The 16,804-nt window shown below is 70.2% G+C and carries 12 protein-coding genes and 2 riboswitches; of the genes, 7 read left to right on the forward strand and 5 right to left on the reverse strand.

Annotated features, from left to right (window positions below):
* Positions 1-442 (forward strand): precorrin-6A/cobalt-precorrin-6A reductase (locus ACFFNX_RS20460; RefSeq protein ID WP_378204392.1); only part of this gene is annotated, 442 nt, incomplete at its 5' end.
* Here the strand turns inward: ACFFNX_RS20460 and ACFFNX_RS20465 are convergent.
* Genes ACFFNX_RS20465 through ACFFNX_RS20475 form a run of 3 tightly spaced genes read right to left on the reverse strand, consistent with a single transcriptional unit; the run spans position 415 to position 3,955 of the window.
* On the reverse strand, positions 415-1,545 hold the full coding sequence (locus ACFFNX_RS20465) for a bifunctional 2-methylcitrate synthase/citrate synthase (protein WP_378204395.1): 1,131 nt from the start codon (positions 1,543-1,545) through the stop codon (positions 415-417). The two genes, ACFFNX_RS20460 and ACFFNX_RS20465, sit on opposite strands and share 28 nt — an antisense overlap.
* Positions 1,542-2,459, reverse strand: coding sequence for a methylisocitrate lyase (gene prpB / locus ACFFNX_RS20470; RefSeq protein WP_378204398.1), 918 nt, complete (start codon positions 2,457-2,459; stop codon positions 1,542-1,544). Before prpB ends, ACFFNX_RS20465 begins: the two co-directional genes overlap by 4 nt.
* Positions 2,459-3,955, reverse strand: a complete 1,497-nt coding sequence (locus ACFFNX_RS20475; RefSeq protein ID WP_378204401.1) for an MmgE/PrpD family protein — start codon at positions 3,953-3,955, stop codon at positions 2,459-2,461. The genes prpB and ACFFNX_RS20475 overlap by 1 nt, the downstream gene beginning before the upstream one ends.
* A gap of 148 nt (positions 3,956-4,103) precedes the next feature.
* On the opposite strand from ACFFNX_RS20475, the gene ACFFNX_RS20480 reads away from it, so the two are divergent.
* Positions 4,104-5,558, forward strand: coding sequence for a short-chain fatty acyl-CoA regulator family protein (locus tag ACFFNX_RS20480; protein ID WP_378204404.1), 1,455 nt, complete (start codon positions 4,104-4,106; stop codon positions 5,556-5,558).
* Positions 5,559-5,571: 13 nt separating this feature from the next.
* Here the strand turns inward: ACFFNX_RS20480 and hemE are convergent, their stop codons facing one another.
* The gene (gene hemE / locus ACFFNX_RS20485) at positions 5,572-6,684 is read right to left on the reverse strand and encodes a uroporphyrinogen decarboxylase (protein ID WP_378204407.1); all 1,113 of its coding nucleotides are present in this window, start codon (positions 6,682-6,684) and stop codon (positions 5,572-5,574) included.
* 137 nt (positions 6,685-6,821) lie between these two features.
* A riboswitch (cobalamin riboswitch) is annotated at positions 6,822-7,042 on the forward strand.
* Between the two features lie 142 nt (positions 7,043-7,184).
* On the opposite strand from hemE, the gene metE reads away from it, so the two are divergent.
* Positions 7,185-9,479 carry a 5-methyltetrahydropteroyltriglutamate--homocysteine S-methyltransferase gene (metE, locus tag ACFFNX_RS20490; protein WP_378204410.1) on the forward strand — a complete coding sequence of 765 codons (2,295 nt, stop codon included), beginning with the start codon at positions 7,185-7,187 and terminating at the stop codon, positions 9,477-9,479.
* Between the two features lie 30 nt (positions 9,480-9,509).
* Here the strand turns inward: metE and ACFFNX_RS20495 are convergent, their stop codons facing one another.
* Complete coding sequence (locus ACFFNX_RS20495; protein ID WP_378204413.1) at positions 9,510-10,250, reverse strand: PP2C family protein-serine/threonine phosphatase; 741 nt, start codon at positions 10,248-10,250, stop codon at positions 9,510-9,512.
* Between the two features lie 175 nt (positions 10,251-10,425).
* Between ACFFNX_RS20495 and ACFFNX_RS20500 the strand changes: the two genes are divergently transcribed.
* The 4 genes from ACFFNX_RS20500 (at position 10,426) to ACFFNX_RS20515 (ending at position 16,580) form a co-directional block, all read left to right on the forward strand.
* Positions 10,426-12,174 (forward strand): ABC transporter permease, encoded by a 1,749-nt coding sequence (locus ACFFNX_RS20500; RefSeq protein WP_378204416.1) that lies wholly within the window; start codon positions 10,426-10,428, stop codon positions 12,172-12,174.
* A 17-nt stretch (positions 12,175-12,191) separates the two neighbouring features.
* Complete coding sequence (locus ACFFNX_RS20505) at positions 12,192-13,547, forward strand: ABC transporter ATP-binding protein (protein ID WP_378204420.1); 1,356 nt, start codon at positions 12,192-12,194, stop codon at positions 13,545-13,547.
* Between the two features lie 116 nt (positions 13,548-13,663).
* Positions 13,664-13,845, forward strand: a riboswitch (M-box (ykoK) riboswitch).
* A gap of 271 nt (positions 13,846-14,116) precedes the next feature.
* Positions 14,117-15,742, forward strand: coding sequence for an NRAMP family divalent metal transporter (locus ACFFNX_RS20510; protein ID WP_378204423.1), 1,626 nt, complete (start codon positions 14,117-14,119; stop codon positions 15,740-15,742).
* A gap of 388 nt (positions 15,743-16,130) precedes the next feature.
* Positions 16,131-16,580 (forward strand): hypothetical protein, encoded by a 450-nt coding sequence (locus tag ACFFNX_RS20515; RefSeq protein ID WP_378204426.1) that lies wholly within the window; start codon positions 16,131-16,133, stop codon positions 16,578-16,580.
* Positions 16,581-16,804: the final 224 nt, after the last annotated feature.

Below are 16,804 nucleotides of genomic sequence, written 5' to 3' on the forward strand. Positions count from 1 at the left end.
GGCGCGCCCGGGCGACGACTGGCGCCGGGTGCCGTCGCTCGCGGCCGCCGCCGAGCCGCCCGGTGAGCGCGTCTTCCTCACCACGGGCCGGGACGGTCTCCCGGTCTTCGCGGGCGACGATCGCCGCTGGTTTCTCCTCCGGTCCGTCGATCCGCCGCCGCCTCCGCTGCCGCCCCGCTCGACCGTGGTGCTCGCGCGCGGCCCGTACACCGTCGAGGGCGAGCTGGACCTGATGCGCCGGCACGCCGTCGACGTGCTCGTCACCAAGGACAGCGGCGGGGAGATGACCGCCGCCAAGCTCACCGCGGCCCGGCTACTCGGCCTGCCGGTCGTCATGGTCGACCGGCCGCCGATGCCGGAGGCGCCGGCCGTACCGACCGTCGAAGCCGCCGAGGCCTGGCTGGAACGGCTCCCTCAGACCGGTGCCGGTACCGGGCGCTGACCCGGACCGTTGTAGGAGCCCAGCGGGCGGATCAGGGCGTTGTGGTCGAGCTGTTCGACGATGTGGGCGGTCCAGCCGGTGACCCGGCTCATCACGAAGATCGGCGTGAACATCGGGATGTCGAAGCCCATCAGGTGGTACGCCAGGCCCGCCGGGTAGTCGAGGTTGGGGTGGATCCCCTTGCGCTCGATCATGGCCTCGCGCAGGGCGGTGTGCAGCGCCGCCAGCCGCGCCGCCCCGGGGTCGGCGGCGCGGGACACGAGCCGGTCCGTCGCCTCCTGCATGATCGGCACCCGGGAGTCGCCGTGCTTGTAGACGCGGTGGCCGAAGCCCATGATCTTCCGGTTGGCGGCCAGCGCCTCGTCCAGCCACGCGCCCGCCCGGGCCGGGTCGCCGATCTCGTTCAGCATGTGCATCACGGCCTCGTTCGCCCCGCCGTGCAGGGGACCCTTCAGGGCGCCGATGGCGGCGGTGACCGCGCTGTAGAGGTCCGAGAGCGTGGAGGTGACGACGCGGGCGGTGAACGTCGAGGCGTTGAAGCTGTGCTCGGCGTACAGGATGAGCGAGATCTCGAAGCAGCGGACCACCTCGGGGTCGGGCACGCGGCCGAAGCACATGTGGAAGAAGTTCTCGGCGAACCCGAGCCCCGGGTCGGGCTGGATGGGATCGAGGCCGTGGCGGCGCCGGTGGTCGGCGGCGACCACAGTGGGCAGGCGGGCGAGCAGGGTCAGTGACTTGCGGTGGTTCTCCCCGGGGCCGGTGTCGTCCTCGATGGGGTCTTCGGCGCCGAAGAAGCTGACCGCGGTGCGCAGGACGTCCATCGGGTGACAGGTCTGCGGCAGGCGGGCCAGCAGTTCGGCGGTCGTGCGGTCCAGCGGCCGCAGCGCCCGCTCGCGGGCCTGGAACTCTCGCAGCCGGCCCGCGTCGGGCAGCTCACCGTGCCACAACAGGTAGGCGACCTCCTCGAAGGAACGCCGGGCGGCGAGCTCCTGGACGGGATAACCGCGGTAGGTCAGGGAGTTGGTCTCCTCGATCACGGTGGAGATGGCGGTGGTGTCGACGACGACGCCGGCCAGGCCGCGGTGGATCTGAGGGGTGGTCATGCCGTGCCTCCGGTGTCGTTGGGAAGCGTGAAGTCGAAGACGGCCGAGTCGAAGACCGTGTACTCCTCGTACGCGAGAAGCTCATAGAGCCGGGAACGGGTCTGCATGCGCGGCAGCAGCGACTGCTGGGTGCCCTCGGCCGCGAGCACGCGCAGCCCGCCCTCGATCGCGCCCATCGCCAGGCGGAACAGGGTGACCGGGTAGAGAGCGATGTTGTAGCCGAGGTTCTCCAGCGTGGCGGTGTTCAGCAGCGGGCCCTTGCCGAACTCGGTCATGTTGGCGAGCAGTGGTACGTCCACGGCCTTGCGGAACGCCGCGAACTCCGCCTCGTCCGCCAGTGCCTCGGGGAAGATCGCGTCGGCGCCCGCGTCCACGTACGCCTTCGCCCGGTCGATCGCGGCGTCCAGGCCCTCGACGGCGCGCGCGTCCGTACGGGCCATCAGGAGGAAGTCGGCGTCGCGGCGGGCGTCGACGGCGGCGCGCAGGCGCCGGACCATGTCCTCGCGCGCGACCACGGACTTGCCGTCGAGGTGGCCGCACCGTTTGGGGTTGACCTGGTCCTCCAGGTGGAGTCCGGCCAGGCCCGCGTCCTCCATGAGCTGCACGGTGCGGGCGGCGTTCATCGGCTCGCCGAAGCCGGTGTCGGCGTCGATGAGCACGGGCAGGTCGGTGACCCGCGTGGTCTGCGCGGCACGGGCGGCGATCTCGGTGGAGGTGGTCAGCCCGATGTCGGGCAGCCCCAGGTCGGCCGACAGCACCGCGCCGGACAGGTACGCGGCGTCGAAGCCCATGTCCTGAATGAGGCGTGCGGTGAGGGGGTTGATCGCTCCGGGGACGCGCAGCAGCCGACCGGAGGCGAGCTTGTCCCGCAGATCACGACGGCGCTCGGCGGGTGTGGTGTGGGTGTGCAGCATCAGAACAGTCCCTTCGGCAGCCGGGCGTCCACGGCACCGGTGTCCACCGCCGGGAACAGCGCGTCCAGCCCGGCCGGGTCCAGGCTCGCCATCTGCTCCGCGGCGGCCAGGAACCGGTCCCGCGCGTCCGGGGCGAGGATCCCCTCGGTCAGGGTCTCGAACTTCGCCGTGTAACCGGCCCGGTCGAACGGGTGGGCTCCGGACGGGTGGGCGTCGGCGACGGCGAGCTCGTCCTCGATCACCGTGCCGTCCTCAAGCGTGATCACGGCCCGGCCGCCGAACGCCCGGCGGGCGGGGTCGGGATCGTGGTAGCGGCGGGTCCAGTCCGCGTCCTCCACGGTGGAGACCTTCCGCCACAGCGCCACGGTCTCCGGACGCCGGGCCCGCTCGGGAGCGTACGAGCGCTCGTGGTGCCAGGTGCCGTCCTCCAGGGCGACGGCGAAGATGTAGGGCACGGAGTGGTCGAGGGTCTCCCGGCTGGCGGCCGGGTCGTACTTCTGCGGGTCGCCGGACCCGGACCCGATCACGTGGTGGGTGTGGTGGCTGGTGTGCAGCACGATCTCGCGGATCCGCTCCGGTGGGCCGACCTTGTCACGCATTCGCCGGGCGAGGTCGATGAACGCCTGCGCCTGGTACTCCGCGGAGTGCTCCTTGGTGTAGGTCTCCAGGATCGCGCGCCGCGCCTCGCCCGGCTCGGGCAGCGACACGGTGTAGACGGCCTCGGGCCCGTCCAGCATCCACGCGAGGAAGCCGTCCTCGCCCTCGTAGATCGGAGAGGGCGAGCCTTCGCCGCGCATCGCGCGGTCCACCGCCTCGATCGCGGCCTTGCCCGCGAAGGCCGGCGCGAACGCCTTCCAGCTGGAGATCTCGCCCTTGCGGGACTGGCGGGTGGCCGTGGTGGTGTGCACCGCCTGCTGAACGGCCTGGTAGACGACTTCGGTGGGCAGCCGCAGCAGGGCCCCGAGGCCGCACGCGGTGGCGGCGCTCAGGTGCGCGACGTGGTCGATGCGGTGCGCGTGCAGGCAGATGCCCTTCACCAGGGCGACATGGATCTCGTACGCGGCCACGATGCCGCGCACCAGGTCGGCGCCGCCGCGGCCGGTGTGCTGCGCGACGGCCAGCAACGGCGGGATGTTGTCCCCGGGATGGGAGTAGTCGGCGGCCAGGAACGTGTCGTGAAAGTCCAGTTCGCGCACGGCCACACCGTTCGCCCATGCGGCCCACTCCGGGGAGGACCGCCGGTCCGCGCCGAAGACCGCCGAGCCCGGTGTGGCGGCGTGCGCGAGCGCCTGGGCCCGGGCGACCGCGACCGGCCGTCGCGTCAGGGAGGCGACGGCGACCGCGGCGTTGTCGATCACCCGGTTGACGGCCATCGCCGCGGACTCGGCGTCCGGCTCTCCACCGTCCGTGGCGACGGCGGCCAGCTTCCAGGCGAGCTGTTCGGCCCGCGGCAACCGGGCGGAGCTGGGATGGACGCGTACCTGGTGCTCGATCACGGAACTCCTTCACGTCAAGGGGGTACGTGAGGGAGCCTGCCCGGTTCCGAGCATGATCTCGACCGCTCCACACTGCGAAATCCGGCCATCGCGACGCTGCGTGTTTGCGAATGTTGCGGATGCTACCTTCGCAAACAGGAGGTGCCGCATGGGACGACCCCCCGTACGGAAGGTCTACGCACACGCGAAGCTGCGCAGGCTGCGCCGCGAGCACCGGCTCAACCAGGCGGAGCTGGCCCGTGCGCTGGGGATCTCCACCAGCTACCTCAACCAGATCGAGCACAGCCAGCGACCGCTCACCGCCCCGGTACTGCTGCGGATCGCCGAGGTGCTCGGTGTGGACGCGGAGTACTTCTCCGAGGCCGAGGAGGAGCGTCTGGTCACGGACCTGCGCCTCGCGCTCGGCGACGAGGCGTGCGGGGCGCCGCCGCACGCCGAGGAGATCACCGAGGTGGCCCGCGACCATCCCGAGGTCGCCCGCGCCCTCGTCGCCCTGCACCACCGCTACCGAGACGCGCTCGAACGCGCCGCCGCCCTCGGGTCACCCGACGAGGCCGCGGCCCTCGCGCCGGCCGAACCGCACGACGACGTACGGGACTTCTTCTACGACCACCACAACCACTTCGGCCCGCTGGACACCGAGGCGGAGCGGACCGCCGCGGAGATGGCACTGCGGCCCGGACACGCGGCCGACGCCCTCGCCGCCCGCCTGACCGCCCGCCACGGCGTCGCGGTCGTCCCTACGACTCCGGCCCGCTCCAGTGATGTCCGGCGCTTCGACGCGGACGCGAACCTGCTGTTCGTCTCCGCCTGGCTGAGCGAGGGCCGCCGGGCGTTCCAGCTCGCCGTTCAGCTCGCCCTGCTCGAGCACGGCTCGCTTCTGGACACGCTCGCGGCGGAAATGGAGCCGGCGGCGCCGGAGTCGGTGGCCCTCGCCCGGATCGGCCTGGCCTCCTACTTCGCCGGTGCCCTGCTCATGCCGTACACGGCCTTCCACTCCGCCGCCGAGGAACTGCGCTATGACGTGGAGCTGCTCCAGGCGCGCTTCGGCGTCGGCTTCGAGACGGTGTGCCACCGGCTCAGCACGCTCCAGCGCCCCGGCAGGCGTGGCGTGCCGTTCTCGTTCCTACGGGTGGACCGGGCGGGCAACATCTCCAAACGGCAGTCCGCCACCGACTTCCACTTCTCCCGGCTCGGCGGCACCTGCCCCCTGTGGACCGTCTACGAGGCGTTCTCCGCACCCGGACGGATCCTCACCCAGGTCGCCGAGATGCCGGACGGCAAGCGGTACTTCTGGATCGCCCGCACCGTCACCCGCGGCGGCTTCGGCCACCGCGCGCCGCGTGCGGACTTCGCCGTCGCCCTCGGCTGCGAACTCCGGCACGCCCAGCGGCTCGTGTACGCCGAGGGCATCGCCCTGGACGACCCGCGGGCCGCCACTCCCATCGGCCTCGGCTGCCGGATCTGCGAACGCCGGGACTGCGCCCAGCGGGCCCGCCCTCCAGCGGGCGGACGCCTGGCCATCGACCCGGACCGCCGCGGCCAGGTGCCCTATCCCGTCCTCGACGGCCCCGCCACAGATGTCAGGCCCGAGACCCCGTGAGGACTCCACCCGCTCAGCTTGTCCCTCTCCAGGCGCGCACCTGCTCGGCCAGGGCGGTGACATGCTCCGGAGGCGTGGTCTTGACGATGCCGTGTCCCAGGTTGAACACGAACGGCCCTCCGCTCAGGGCGCGCAGGATGCGCTCGGTCTCGGCGTGGAGCGCGGGGCCGCCGGCGACCAGGAACCGCGGATCGAGGTTGCCCTGCACGCAGCGGCCCAGGCCGCGCTGTAGCTTCCGCGCGGCCCAGTCGAGGGGAACCGTGGCGTCCAGGCCGACGCAGTCCGCGCCGGTCGCCTCGGCGAAGCCGTCGTAGGCGAGCCCGGCGCCCCGGGGGAAGGCGATGACGGGAACGTCCGGGTACTGCGTCTTCAGCGCCGCGATGATGGTGGCGACCGGATCGACGCACCAGCGTTCGAAGAAGGCGTCCGGAAGGATCCCGGCCCAGGTGTCGAACAGCTGGACCGCTTCCGCGCCCGCCTCGATCTGGCGGCCGAGGAACTGGATGACAGCGGTCGTGAGCAGATCGATCAGCGGCTGGAATCCATCGGGGTCGCTCAGCGCCCACTGCTTGACGACGGAGTGCTCCGACGGGCCGCCGCCGCGCCCTTCGACCATGTAGGTGGCGATGGTCCACGGTGCGCCGGCATAGCCGATCAGGGTCGTCTCGGCCGGCAGAACGCGGGTCAGCCGCCTGACCGTCTCATAGACCGGGGCCAGTTCCTCGTGGAGGCGGGAGACACTCAGGAAGTCGGCCATGTCCGCCGTCGAGCGGACCGGGGGCGTCAGAACCGGCCCGTCGCCGGCCCGGTAGTCCAGGGTCTGGCCCAGCGCGGCGGCGACCTGCGGAAGATCTGCGAAGAGAATGGCGGCGTCGAGCGCGAAGCGGCGGATCGGCTGCAGGGTGACCTCGACGGCGTGCTCGGGCGAGTTGCAGAGCCCCACCATGCCCCCGGCGGCCTCACGGACCCGGTGATACTCGGGCAGGTATCGTCCCGCCTGCCGCATCAGCCATATCGGCGGCCGCTCGGTCCGCTCTCCCGCGAGCGCGCGCAGGAGCAGCTTCTTGGGCTGGACGCCCCCGGGCACCGGCTTCGGAGCGACTTCTTCCCGGGTACCGATGTCCACGCTGGTCCATCCTGTTGAACTGCCCCGGGTGTCGACGGGACGCAAGTAGCAGACTCCAGCCTCCTGTGAGGAGACGCCGTAATCGTAGCGGCGCCCGGGGCCGGTCTCACCGCGTTGTCCCCCGTCGGATGAGCGCTTAGGCTTTGGCACGCAGCTGGTTCGCCCTGCCCGCCAGGCAGACGCGTCGTAAGAGGGAACCCGGTGTGAGTCCGGGACTGCCCCGCAGCGGTGAGCGGAAACGACCGCCGTCATCACGCACTGGGCCCGACGTACGGGTCCGGGAAGCGACGGCCAGTAGGTGCCTGCCCCGGCAGGCGTGTCCGCGAGTCCGAAGACCTGCCACTGCCCGTACGCGATCCGCGCGTACGGAGAGCTCGGTGACCTCGAGGGCGGGTCGGCGGACATACCAGGCGGCACCGGCTGACCACCCTGGTGTGATCGGTCTCCCCTCCCGCCCCGCACCGGGTTCATCCGCAGAGGTGCTCGCGAAGGAGAGTTCTGTGACCACCACGTCCGCCACCGTGTACGGCTATCCCCGCCAAGGTCCCGACCGGGAGCTGAAGCGGGCCATCGAGGGCTACTGGAAGGGCGACGTCAGCGCCGACGCCCTGAGCGAGATCGCCGCCGGACTGCGCCAGGCCACCTGGCGACGGCTCGCGGCGGCCGGCATCGACGAGGTCCCCACCGGCGACTTCTCCTACTACGACCACATGCTCGACACCAGCGTCATGGTCGGCGCCATCCCCGAGCGGCACCGGGCCGCGTTCGAGGCCGACGCCCTGGACGGCTACTTCGCGATGGCCCGCGGCACCCAGGAGGTGGCGCCGCTGGAGATGACCAAGTGGTTCGACACCAACTACCACTACCTCGTCCCCGAGCTGGGCCCGGAGACGGTCTTCCGCGCGGATTCGGCCAAGCAGGTCGCCGAGCTGGCCGAGGCCCGCGCGCTCGGCCTCGCCGTACGTCCGGTGCTGGTCGGGCCGGTCACGTACCTGTTGCTGGCCAAGCCCGCTCCGGGCGTCGCCGCCGACTTCGAGCCGCTGACGCTGCTGGATCGCCTGCTGCCGGTCTACGCCGAGGTGCTGGCCGACCTGCACGCCGCCGGGGCCACGTGGGCGCAGCTCGACGAGCCTGCGCTCGTACAGGACCGTACGCCCGCGGAGCTGGACGCCGTCGCTCGCGCCTACCGCGAGCTCGGAGGCCGCTCCGACCGGCCGAAGCTGCTGGTGGCCTCCTACTTCGACCGGCTCGGCGAGGCGCTGCCGGTCCTCGCCGGGACACCGGTCGAGGGGCTCGCGCTCGACTTCACCGGTCCGGCCGCCGCCAACCTCGACGGCATCGCCGCCACCGGCGGCCTGCTCGGCAAGCGTCTGGTCGCGGGCGTCGTCGACGGCCGGAACATCTGGATCAACGACCTGGCCAGGTCCCTGTCCACGCTGGGCACGCTCCTCGGCCTGGCCGACCGGGTCGACGTCGCCGCGTCGTGCTCGCTGCTGCACGTCCCCCTCGACGCGAGCGTCGAGCACGGCATCGACCCGCGGATCCGCGACTGGCTCGCCTTCGCCGACCAGAAGACCGCGGAGATCGCCACACTCGCCCGCGGGCTGTCCCGTGGCACGGAGGCCATCGCCGACGAACTCGCCACCAACCGCGCCCACCTGGCCGCCCGCGCCTCGTCCTCCTTCACCCGCGACGCCTCCGTGCGCGCCCGGGCGGCGGCCGTCACCGACGATGACATCCGGCGCTCCCAGCCGTACGGCGAACGCGCCGCGGCGCAGCACGCCCGGCTCGGGCTGCCGCCGCTGCCCACGACCACCATCGGGTCGTTCCCCCAGACCGGCGAGCTGCGCGGCGCCCGCGCCGACCTGCGCGCCGGACGCATCGACACCGGCGCGTACGAGGAGCGCATCGAGGCGGAGATCCGGGAGGTCATCTCCTTCCAGGAGAAGGCCGGCCTCGACGTCCTCGTGCACGGCGAACCCGAGCGCAACGACATGGTGCAGTACTTCGCCGAACAGCTCACCGGCTACCTGGCCACCCAGCACGGGTGGGTCCAGTCCTACGGCACCCGCTACGTACGGCCGCCGATCCTCGCCGGCGACATCTCCCGGCCCGCGCCGATGACCGTCCGCTGGACCCGGTACGCCCAGTCGCTCACCGAACGCCCGGTCAAGGGCATGCTCACCGGCCCCGTCACCATGCTCGCCTGGTCCTTCGTCCGCGACGACCAGCCGCTCGCCGACACCGCCCGCCAGGTCGCCCTCGCCCTCCGCGACGAGGTCGCCGACCTGGAGGCCGCCGGCACCGCGGTCATCCAGGTCGACGAACCCGCTCTGCGCGAGACGCTCCCGCTGCGCACCGCCGACCACGCCGACTACCTCGCCTGGGCCACCGAGGCCTTCCGCCTCACCACCGGCGGCGTCCGCGCCGACACCCAGATCCACACCCACATGTGCTACGCCGAGTTCGGCGACGTCCTGTCCGCCATCGACGCCCTCGACGCCGACGTCATCAGCCTGGAGGCCGCCCGTTCCCACATGCGGATCGCCGCCGAACTCGCCGCCGCCGGCTACCCCCGCGAAGTCGGCCCCGGCGTCTACGACATCCACTCCCCCCGCGTCCCGAGCGCCGAGGAGACGACGGCTCTGATCCGCACCGCCCTGCAGGCCGTACCCGCCGAACGGCTGTGGATCAACCCCGACTGCGGTCTGAAGACCCGCGGCTGGCCCGAGGTCCGCGCGTCCTTGGAGAACCTGGCCACCTCGGCCCGTGCCCTCCGCGGGAGGAGTTCCTGAACGAGCCGGGGCCGCGGCGGCCGTCGACCATCAGAGGCTGTCGTGTTCGTCGAGGTCGATGACGTCGGCGAGGACACAGGTGATGTTGTCGGGGCCGCCGCCGGCGTTGGCCGCGTCGATGAGGTCGGCGACGACCTGTTCGGGGTCGGCGGTGCCGCTGAGGGCTTTATGGATCATTTCGGGGGTGACGACGTCCCACAGACCGTCGGAGCACAGGAGGTACCGGTCGCCGATCACGGCGCTGTGCAGCTGGAGGTCGGGCGTGAGCGTCGAACGGCCGTCCAGGGCCTGCAACAGCATCGAGCGGTAGGGGTAGGTGGCGACCTGGTCCTGGCCGATCTTCCCATCGTCCAGCAGCGCCTGCACCAGCGTCTGGTCGTGGGTGATCTGGTAGAGGATGCCGTCCCGCAGGAGGTAGGCCCGTGAGTCGCCGATCTGCACGATGGCGAGCTGGGATCCGGACCACAGCATCGCGGTCAGTGTCGTTCCCATGCCGTGCAGCGCCGGGTCGGCCTCGACCATGTCGCGCACTTTCTGGTTGCCACGGCGGACGGCCTGGTCCAGCGTGGCGATGAGCCGGTCCTGAGGAACCTCGACGTCCAGGGCGCGGAGTTCTTCGATGACGGCGGCGCTCGCGATCTCGCCGGCGGCGTGGCCTCCCATGCCGTCGGCGACGGCCAGAACGTGCGGGCCCGCGTACGCCGAGTCCTCGTTTCCATCGCGGAGCAGGCCGACGTCTGAGCGTGTGGCGTAGCGAATCCCGATCTTCATGCGGGTCACCTTATCGATCTCGAGTACTCCCTTATTTGCACATTCGCGCAACAAGGTGCAGACTCGATGACGCCGCGCGGCGTGAGCCCGCATCGGCGGGCGATGGCCGCCCGGGACGGGTGCTCCGCGAGCTGCCCCTTGTCGTTTCCTGCTTGCCTGCCGAGGGGGTTCGCTGATGAGTGCGCCGCGTCTGACGCCGGGGCGGGCATCGTTGAGTGTCCGGGTGGCCCGCCGCATGGCGGAGTTCTCCTGGGTCGACATCGTTGTCGCGGCGGCCGTCCTGGTGGGCCTCTACGTGGTGGTCCGGGTCGGGGCCGGCACGACGGTGTCGTTCGTCCCGTCGCGAGTGACCAGCATCGACACCCGGCCGGCGCGGTTGCCGTACTACGCCGCCCGCAGTCTGCTGCGGATGTTCACCGCGCTCGGCCTGTCGTTGGTGTTCACGCTGGTGTGGGCGTACGCGGCGGCGCATTCGCGGCGGCTGGAGCGGGTGCTGATCCCCGCGCTGGACATCCTGCAGTCGGTGCCGATCCTCGGGTTCTTGACGATCCTGGTGACCGGGTTCGTCGCGCTGTTCCCGCACTCGCTGTTCGGGCTGGAGTGCGCGTCGGTGGTCGCGATCTTCACCTCGCAGGCATGGAACATGACGTTCGCGTTCTACCACTCGCTCATCACGGTGCCGCGCGAAATGGATGAGCTGTCCCGCAGCATGGGGTTCTCCCGGTGGATGCGGTTCTGGAAGATCGAACTGCCCTCGGGTGCGATCAATCTCGTGTGGAACGGGATGATGAGCTTCGGCGGTGGCTGGTTCTTCCTGGTCGCCTCCGAGCTGATCAGCGTGTCGAACCGGCACTACGTCCTGCCCGGGGTCGGCTCGTACGCGGGCGCGGCGATCGCCGACGGCGACCTGACCCGCGTCGGGTGGGCGATCGTCACGATGACGGTGATGGTCGTCGGGGTGAACTTCTGCTTCTGGCGCCCGCTGGTGGCGTGGGCGGAGCGATTCAAGGTGGAGCAGGCCGAGGCCGTGCACGTCCAGCGGTCGCTGGTGCTGGACTTCCTCCGCCGGTCGCACTGGCCGCGCGCGCTCGGCCGTCTTCTGCGGCCGGCACGGGAGGCGGCCGGCCGCGCCGGGCGGGTCTTCGGCGTCGATGACCGGCCGTTGCAGGACGGCGTACGGCGGCGGGCCGGGGACGTGGTGTTCGCGCTGGTGGTCTGCGGACTGGTCGGCTGGGGCGTGCTGAACCTGCTCGGCTACCTGCACGGCCGCATGGGGCTGGGGGTGTTCGGCCGGCCTCTGCTGCTCGGGCTGGCCACGCTCGCCCGGGTGGTGGTGCTGGTGACGGTGGCGACGCTGGTGTGGGTGCCGATCGGGGTCAAGATCGGGTTCTCCCCCAGGCTGACCCGGATCGCGCAGCCGATGGTGCAGATCCTCGCGAGCTTCCCGGCCAACTTCCTGTTCCCGCTGGCGACCTGGTTCTTCCTCAGGACCGGCCTGTCGCTGAACATCGGCGGGATCTTGCTGATGGCGCTGGGCGCGCAGTGGTACATCCTGTTCAACGCGATCGCCGGGGCGATGGCCATCCCCACCGACCTGCGGGAGGCCATGGACGATCTGGGCGTACGAGGCTGGCAGCGGTGGCGCCGGTTGATCATCCCCGGGATCTTCCCCGCGTACGTGACCGGGGGTATCACCGCCTCGGGCGGTGCGTGGAACGCCTCGATCGTGTCGGAGATCGTCACGTTCGGCGGCACCACGCTGACCGCGACCGGCCTGGGCGCCTACATCGCGCACGCCACCGAGCACGGCGACTATCCCAAGATCCTCGCCGGGATCGCGGTGATGGCGCTCTACGTGGTCGGGCTGAACCGCCTGGTGTGGCGGCGGCTGTACCGGCTGGCCGAGAAACGGTACTCGTTGTGACGGCGGAGGATGGGAAGATGACCACGACCACGGCCACCCGTACGGGCGCGGAACTGCTGTTGGCGCACGGTTTGACCAAGAGCTACGCCGGCGCTGACGGCGAGCTGCCCGTCCTGGCCGGCATCGACCTGACGGTCCGCGAGGGTGAGATCGTCGCGCTGCTCGGCAAGAGCGGGTCGGGCAAGTCGACGCTGCTGCGCTGTCTGGCGGGCCTGATCCCGCCCAGCTCCGGGACCGTCTCCTACCGCGGGACCCCGCTCAAGGGCGCGAACCCGGGCACGACCATGGTGTTCCAGACCTTCGCGCTGCTGCCGTGGCTCACCGTCCAGCAGAACGTCGAAGTCGGCCTCGAAGCCCGGGGCATCGCCCCGGCACGGCGCCGGGAGGCGGCGTTGAAGGCCATCGACCTGATCGGCCTGGACGGGTTCGAGTCGGCCTACCCCAAGGAGCTGTCGGGTGGGATGCGCCAGCGCGTCGGGTTCGCGCGTGCCCTGGTCGTCGAGCCGGACGTGCTGCTCATGGATGAGCCGTTCTCGGCGCTGGACGTGCTGACGGCCGAGAACCTGCGCGGTGAGCTGCTGGAGCTGTGGGACTCCGGGGAGTTCCCCACCAAGGCGATCGTCGTGGTCACCCACAACATCGAGGAGGCCGTGCTGATGGCCGACCGGGTCGTCGTGCTGGGCTCCCGTCCGTACGGGACGATCCGCGCCAGTTACGACGTCGGCCTGGAGCGCCCCCGCGACCGCGACTCACGGCAGTTCACCGGCCTGATCAACGAGATCTACCGCACCATGACCGGGCGCGGCGAGCAGGCCGCCCCGCTGCCTCCGCACGGCGTGGAGCCCGTACGCGGCAAGCTCACGCTCGCGAACGCGCCGCTGCCGGCGGCCAGCGTCGACGGCGTGGCCGGCCTGTCGGAGATCCTCCGGCGTCACGACGGTCATCTCGACATCGCCGACCTCGCCGACGAGCTCGGCCTGGAGGTCGATGACCTGCTGCCGTTGGTCGACGCGCTCGAACTGCTGGGGTTCGCCATGCTCGAGGGCGGCCACCTCACCCTGTCGGAGGAGGGCCTGGCCTTCTCGGCCGCCGACGTACAGGAATCGAAGAAGATCTTCGCCACCGCCGCGCTCGAAGTCCCGCTGGTCCGCCTCATCACCACCAGCCTGGGCAAGAGCGTCGACGGCGGCCTGCAGTACGGCTTCTTCCGCGACCTGCTCGCCCACCACTACACCAGCGAACAGGTCACCGCCCAGCTCGAGGTCGCCACCGACTGGGGCCGCTACGCCGAGCTGTACTCCTACGACGCCAACCATCAGGAGTACATGCTCGACCCGGCCCGCGCCGCCGACCTTGGCCTCGACACCGTGTAGGCCGCCTCCTTCGTTCCGGTCGCCACCGGAAGATAAAGTTGTTGCGCGAATACGAAAATAACCTGGTCCGCGGCTTGTGACGGTAGGGGCCGCAGAGATATTCTTAGGGTGTTTTCGAGGCACCTCGTTAGGTGAGGCGTCTGTCCGGATACAGGCCACTGACCCCACGACGTCGAGAGACGCCCAGGGTCAGGACACCTCTCCCCGGCCCAAGGGGTGAGGCCAGGTGGCTTCTCGCGGCATCGGCCGCGGGCATACGCCGGGCAGTGCCAAAGCTCTTACGAGATCGTGGGGTGCGCCGCCCGTCATGGGTGGGCTCCCGTCGTGGAAGCGGCGTCGCCGTGGTCGTGATGCCCTGGCCGGACGGAGGTGAGGACCGTGCCTGACGGCAGTCCAGGTCGAAGTCGACCTCACCCACGCATGCCCTTGCCCGTCTCCGGCATGCGGTAGGCATCTCCTTCCTCTCTCGCGCTCCCGGGTCGTTCCCGCGGAGCGGCGTGAGCGTGCGCCGAAGGCGATGGCTGTTCGCGTGCCCTGAAAGCCCGTACCGGGCTGAAAGGGGAGCCCCCATGACCCATGAGACCGCTGTCGACCGCCACAGCGCCGTTCTCGACGACGCCCACCTGGGTGACATCCGCGGCGCGCTGGGCACCATCAAGGCCACCGACGTCGGGGCCCGGACCGGTCTGCCGGCCCGGATGAAGACGCTGTTGGCGATCATCGGCCCCGGGCTGATCGTGATGGTCGGCGACAATGACGCCGGCGCGTTCGGCACCTATGGCCAGGCCGGTCAGAACTACGGCACCCGCCTGCTGTGGACGCTGTTGCTGCTGATCCCGGTCCTTTACGTCAACCAGGAGATGGTGCTGCGGCTGGGCGCGGTGACCGGCGTCGGGCACGCCCGCCTCATCCTGGAGCGCTTCGGGAGGTTCTGGGGCGCGTTCAGCGTGATCGACCTGTTCGCCCTCAACGCACTGACGATCATCACTGAGTTCATCGGCGTCTCTCTCGCCGTCACCTATCTCGGGTTGCCGAAGGCGGCCAGCGTGCTCGTCGCCGCGGCCGTCGTCATCTTCGCCGCCTCCACCGGCAGTTTCCGCCGCTTCGAACGCACCGCCATCGCCCTGTGCCTGGGCAGTCTCCTGCTCGTGCCGATCTACTTCATCACCCACCCCGCCACCGGGCGCATGGCCCACGACCTCCTCGTTCCCGGCCTGCCCGCGGGCGGGCGTCTCTCGGACGTGATGCTGCTGATCATCGCGATCGTCGGCACCACCGTGGCCCCCTGGCAACTGTTCTTCCAGCAGTCCTATGTGATCGACAAGCGCATCACGCCGCGGTTCATCCGCTACGAGCGCGCCGACCTGTGGCTCGGCATCGCCATCGTGATCATTGGCGCCGCCGCGATGATGGGCTTCACCGCGGCGGCCATGCACGGACACGGCGACTTCACCGACGCGGGCGGCATCGCCGCCGGCCTGGGACACTCCGCGGGCCGGGTGGCCGGGGTCCTGTTCGCCATCGCCCTGCTGGACGCCTCCGTCATCGGCGCCTCGGCCGTGTCACTGGCGACCGCGTACGCGATCGGCGACGTGCTCGGCCTCAAGCACTCCCTCCACCGCAGGCCCACCGAGGCCAAGGCCTTCTACGCCGTCTTCGCCGGCCTCATCGCCGTCGCGGCGGCCATCGTGATCATCCCCGGCTCCCCGCTCGGGCTGCTCACCGAGGGCGTCCAGACCCTGGCCGGGGTGTTGCTGCCCTCGGCGTCGGTGTTCCTGCTGCTGTTGTGCAACGACCGCGCCGTACTCGGCCCCTGGGTGAACGGCAGGGCCATGAACGCCTTCACCTGCCTCGTCGTCGCCGTCCTGGTCACCCTCTCGGTGATCCTCACCACCGCCGTGCTCTTCCCCGGCCTGACGTCGGACACGATCACCTCGATCATGACGGTCTGCGCCGTGAGCGGCGCCGCCGCCGTCGCGTACGCGCTGATCCGACGGCACCGCAAGGGCTGGACCGGCACATGGCCCGTCGACCGCACCGGCCGATCGGAGTGGCGGATGCCACCCCTGACGAAACTGCCCGTCCCGCGAATCTCCACCGGACGCAAGATCGGCCTGGCCGCCCTGCGCGCGTACCTCGTCATCGCCAGCCTGCTCGTCGTCGTCCGCGTCATCCAACTCGCCCTCGGCCACTGACCGGAGACACTCCGGGCCGCCACCCGTCGCGCATGACTACTTGCCCAATAAGATATGAGATGGATATTATATGGCGAAGATGAGAGCCGGTTGAACGTCGGAGTGGAGCCGGCCGGGCGCGCCGAGAAAGTGGAGGTGGTGATCGCGGGAGCGGACCGACCAGCCGGCGGACAGGTGAGTCGTGTCGTCATGGTCGGTAGAGACAGGAGTCGGCGCTCATCGGATTGACCGACATACCGAGTCGGTATCCGTTCGTCCCCTTCCGATTGTCACGCCCCGGATATCCCATCTCTCAACCGCTCGAACACGCTATCGCGATGACATTGCAGCGTGCGGGTGTCATACATCTTGGCGCTCTTTGCTGCCCCAGGTTCAAGGAACAGAAAATATGAATATCCGGATCAAGACGGCGATGTCTGTCGTCACGCTCGCGTCGGCAATGGTGTCGCTGGCGCCGGCGACCTCTGCATCGGCGTCGGTCAGCGCAAGCTGTGGGAGCGGGTACAGCTACATTGACAGCTATCCGCTGAAGGACCCGTGGGGAGAGAAAAGCTCTACCGTGAAGTTGTATTTGTACTACAACGGCTCGACCGGGAAGAACTGCGCCTACACCTCGACCACCGAATGGACCGATACGGAAAAATACATGTTCGTGACGCTGTCCAGCAGCAGCGACGGCCCCTATGGCGACTACGGATATTACCGTTACTACGCCGGGCCGGTGTACGCGTATGCGCGTAATCAGTGTGTCTCGCTGTCCGGCGGCTTGGATGCGCCGGGTTCGGGAGCGGGCGCAGAGAAGTACCGCGTGTCGGTGCACAACGTGCACTGTGGATGATCCCTCTGGTTCTCGGGCCTGTCTCGAAGTCCGGCGTGTAATGAATACCGGAGAGCGGGCGGGTTTGTGGCAGCAGATCCGTCCGCTACGAGGCCACCATCCACATCACCGCCATCAACGAATGGCTCCACTCACTTCGAGACAAGCCCTAGTACTACATGGCTAGATCTGTAGGACCTGGAGGCGCAAGCGTCGCCGGAAGTGGTTCCTGCGTGCTTGGGCTT

It is taken from the genome of Actinoallomurus acaciae, from assembly GCF_042429965.1.
Taxonomy (GTDB): Bacteria; Actinomycetota; Actinomycetes; order Streptosporangiales; family Streptosporangiaceae; genus Actinoallomurus; species Actinoallomurus acaciae.

Bases quoted from the DNA above. Each gene is read 5' to 3' on its own strand.
- ACFFNX_RS20480 (WP_378204404.1), top strand. From the start codon at position 4,104: ATGGGACGACCCCCCGTACGGAAGGTCTACGCACACGCGAAGCTGCGC.
- ACFFNX_RS20495 (WP_378204413.1), bottom strand. From the start codon at position 10,250: ATGAAGATCGGGATTCGCTACGCCACACGCTCAGACGTCGGCCTGCTC.
- ACFFNX_RS20510 (WP_378204423.1), top strand. From the start codon at position 14,117: ATGACCCATGAGACCGCTGTCGACCGCCACAGCGCCGTTCTCGACGAC.
- ACFFNX_RS20465 (WP_378204395.1), bottom strand. From the start codon at position 1,545: ATGACCACCCCTCAGATCCACCGCGGCCTGGCCGGCGTCGTCGTCGAC.
- ACFFNX_RS20515 (WP_378204426.1), top strand. From the start codon at position 16,131: ATGAATATCCGGATCAAGACGGCGATGTCTGTCGTCACGCTCGCGTCG.
- ACFFNX_RS20500 (WP_378204416.1), top strand. From the start codon at position 10,426: ATGAGTGCGCCGCGTCTGACGCCGGGGCGGGCATCGTTGAGTGTCCGG.
- ACFFNX_RS20505 (WP_378204420.1), top strand. From the start codon at position 12,192: ATGACCACGACCACGGCCACCCGTACGGGCGCGGAACTGCTGTTGGCG.
- prpB (WP_378204398.1), bottom strand. From the start codon at position 2,459: ATGCTGCACACCCACACCACACCCGCCGAGCGCCGTCGTGATCTGCGG.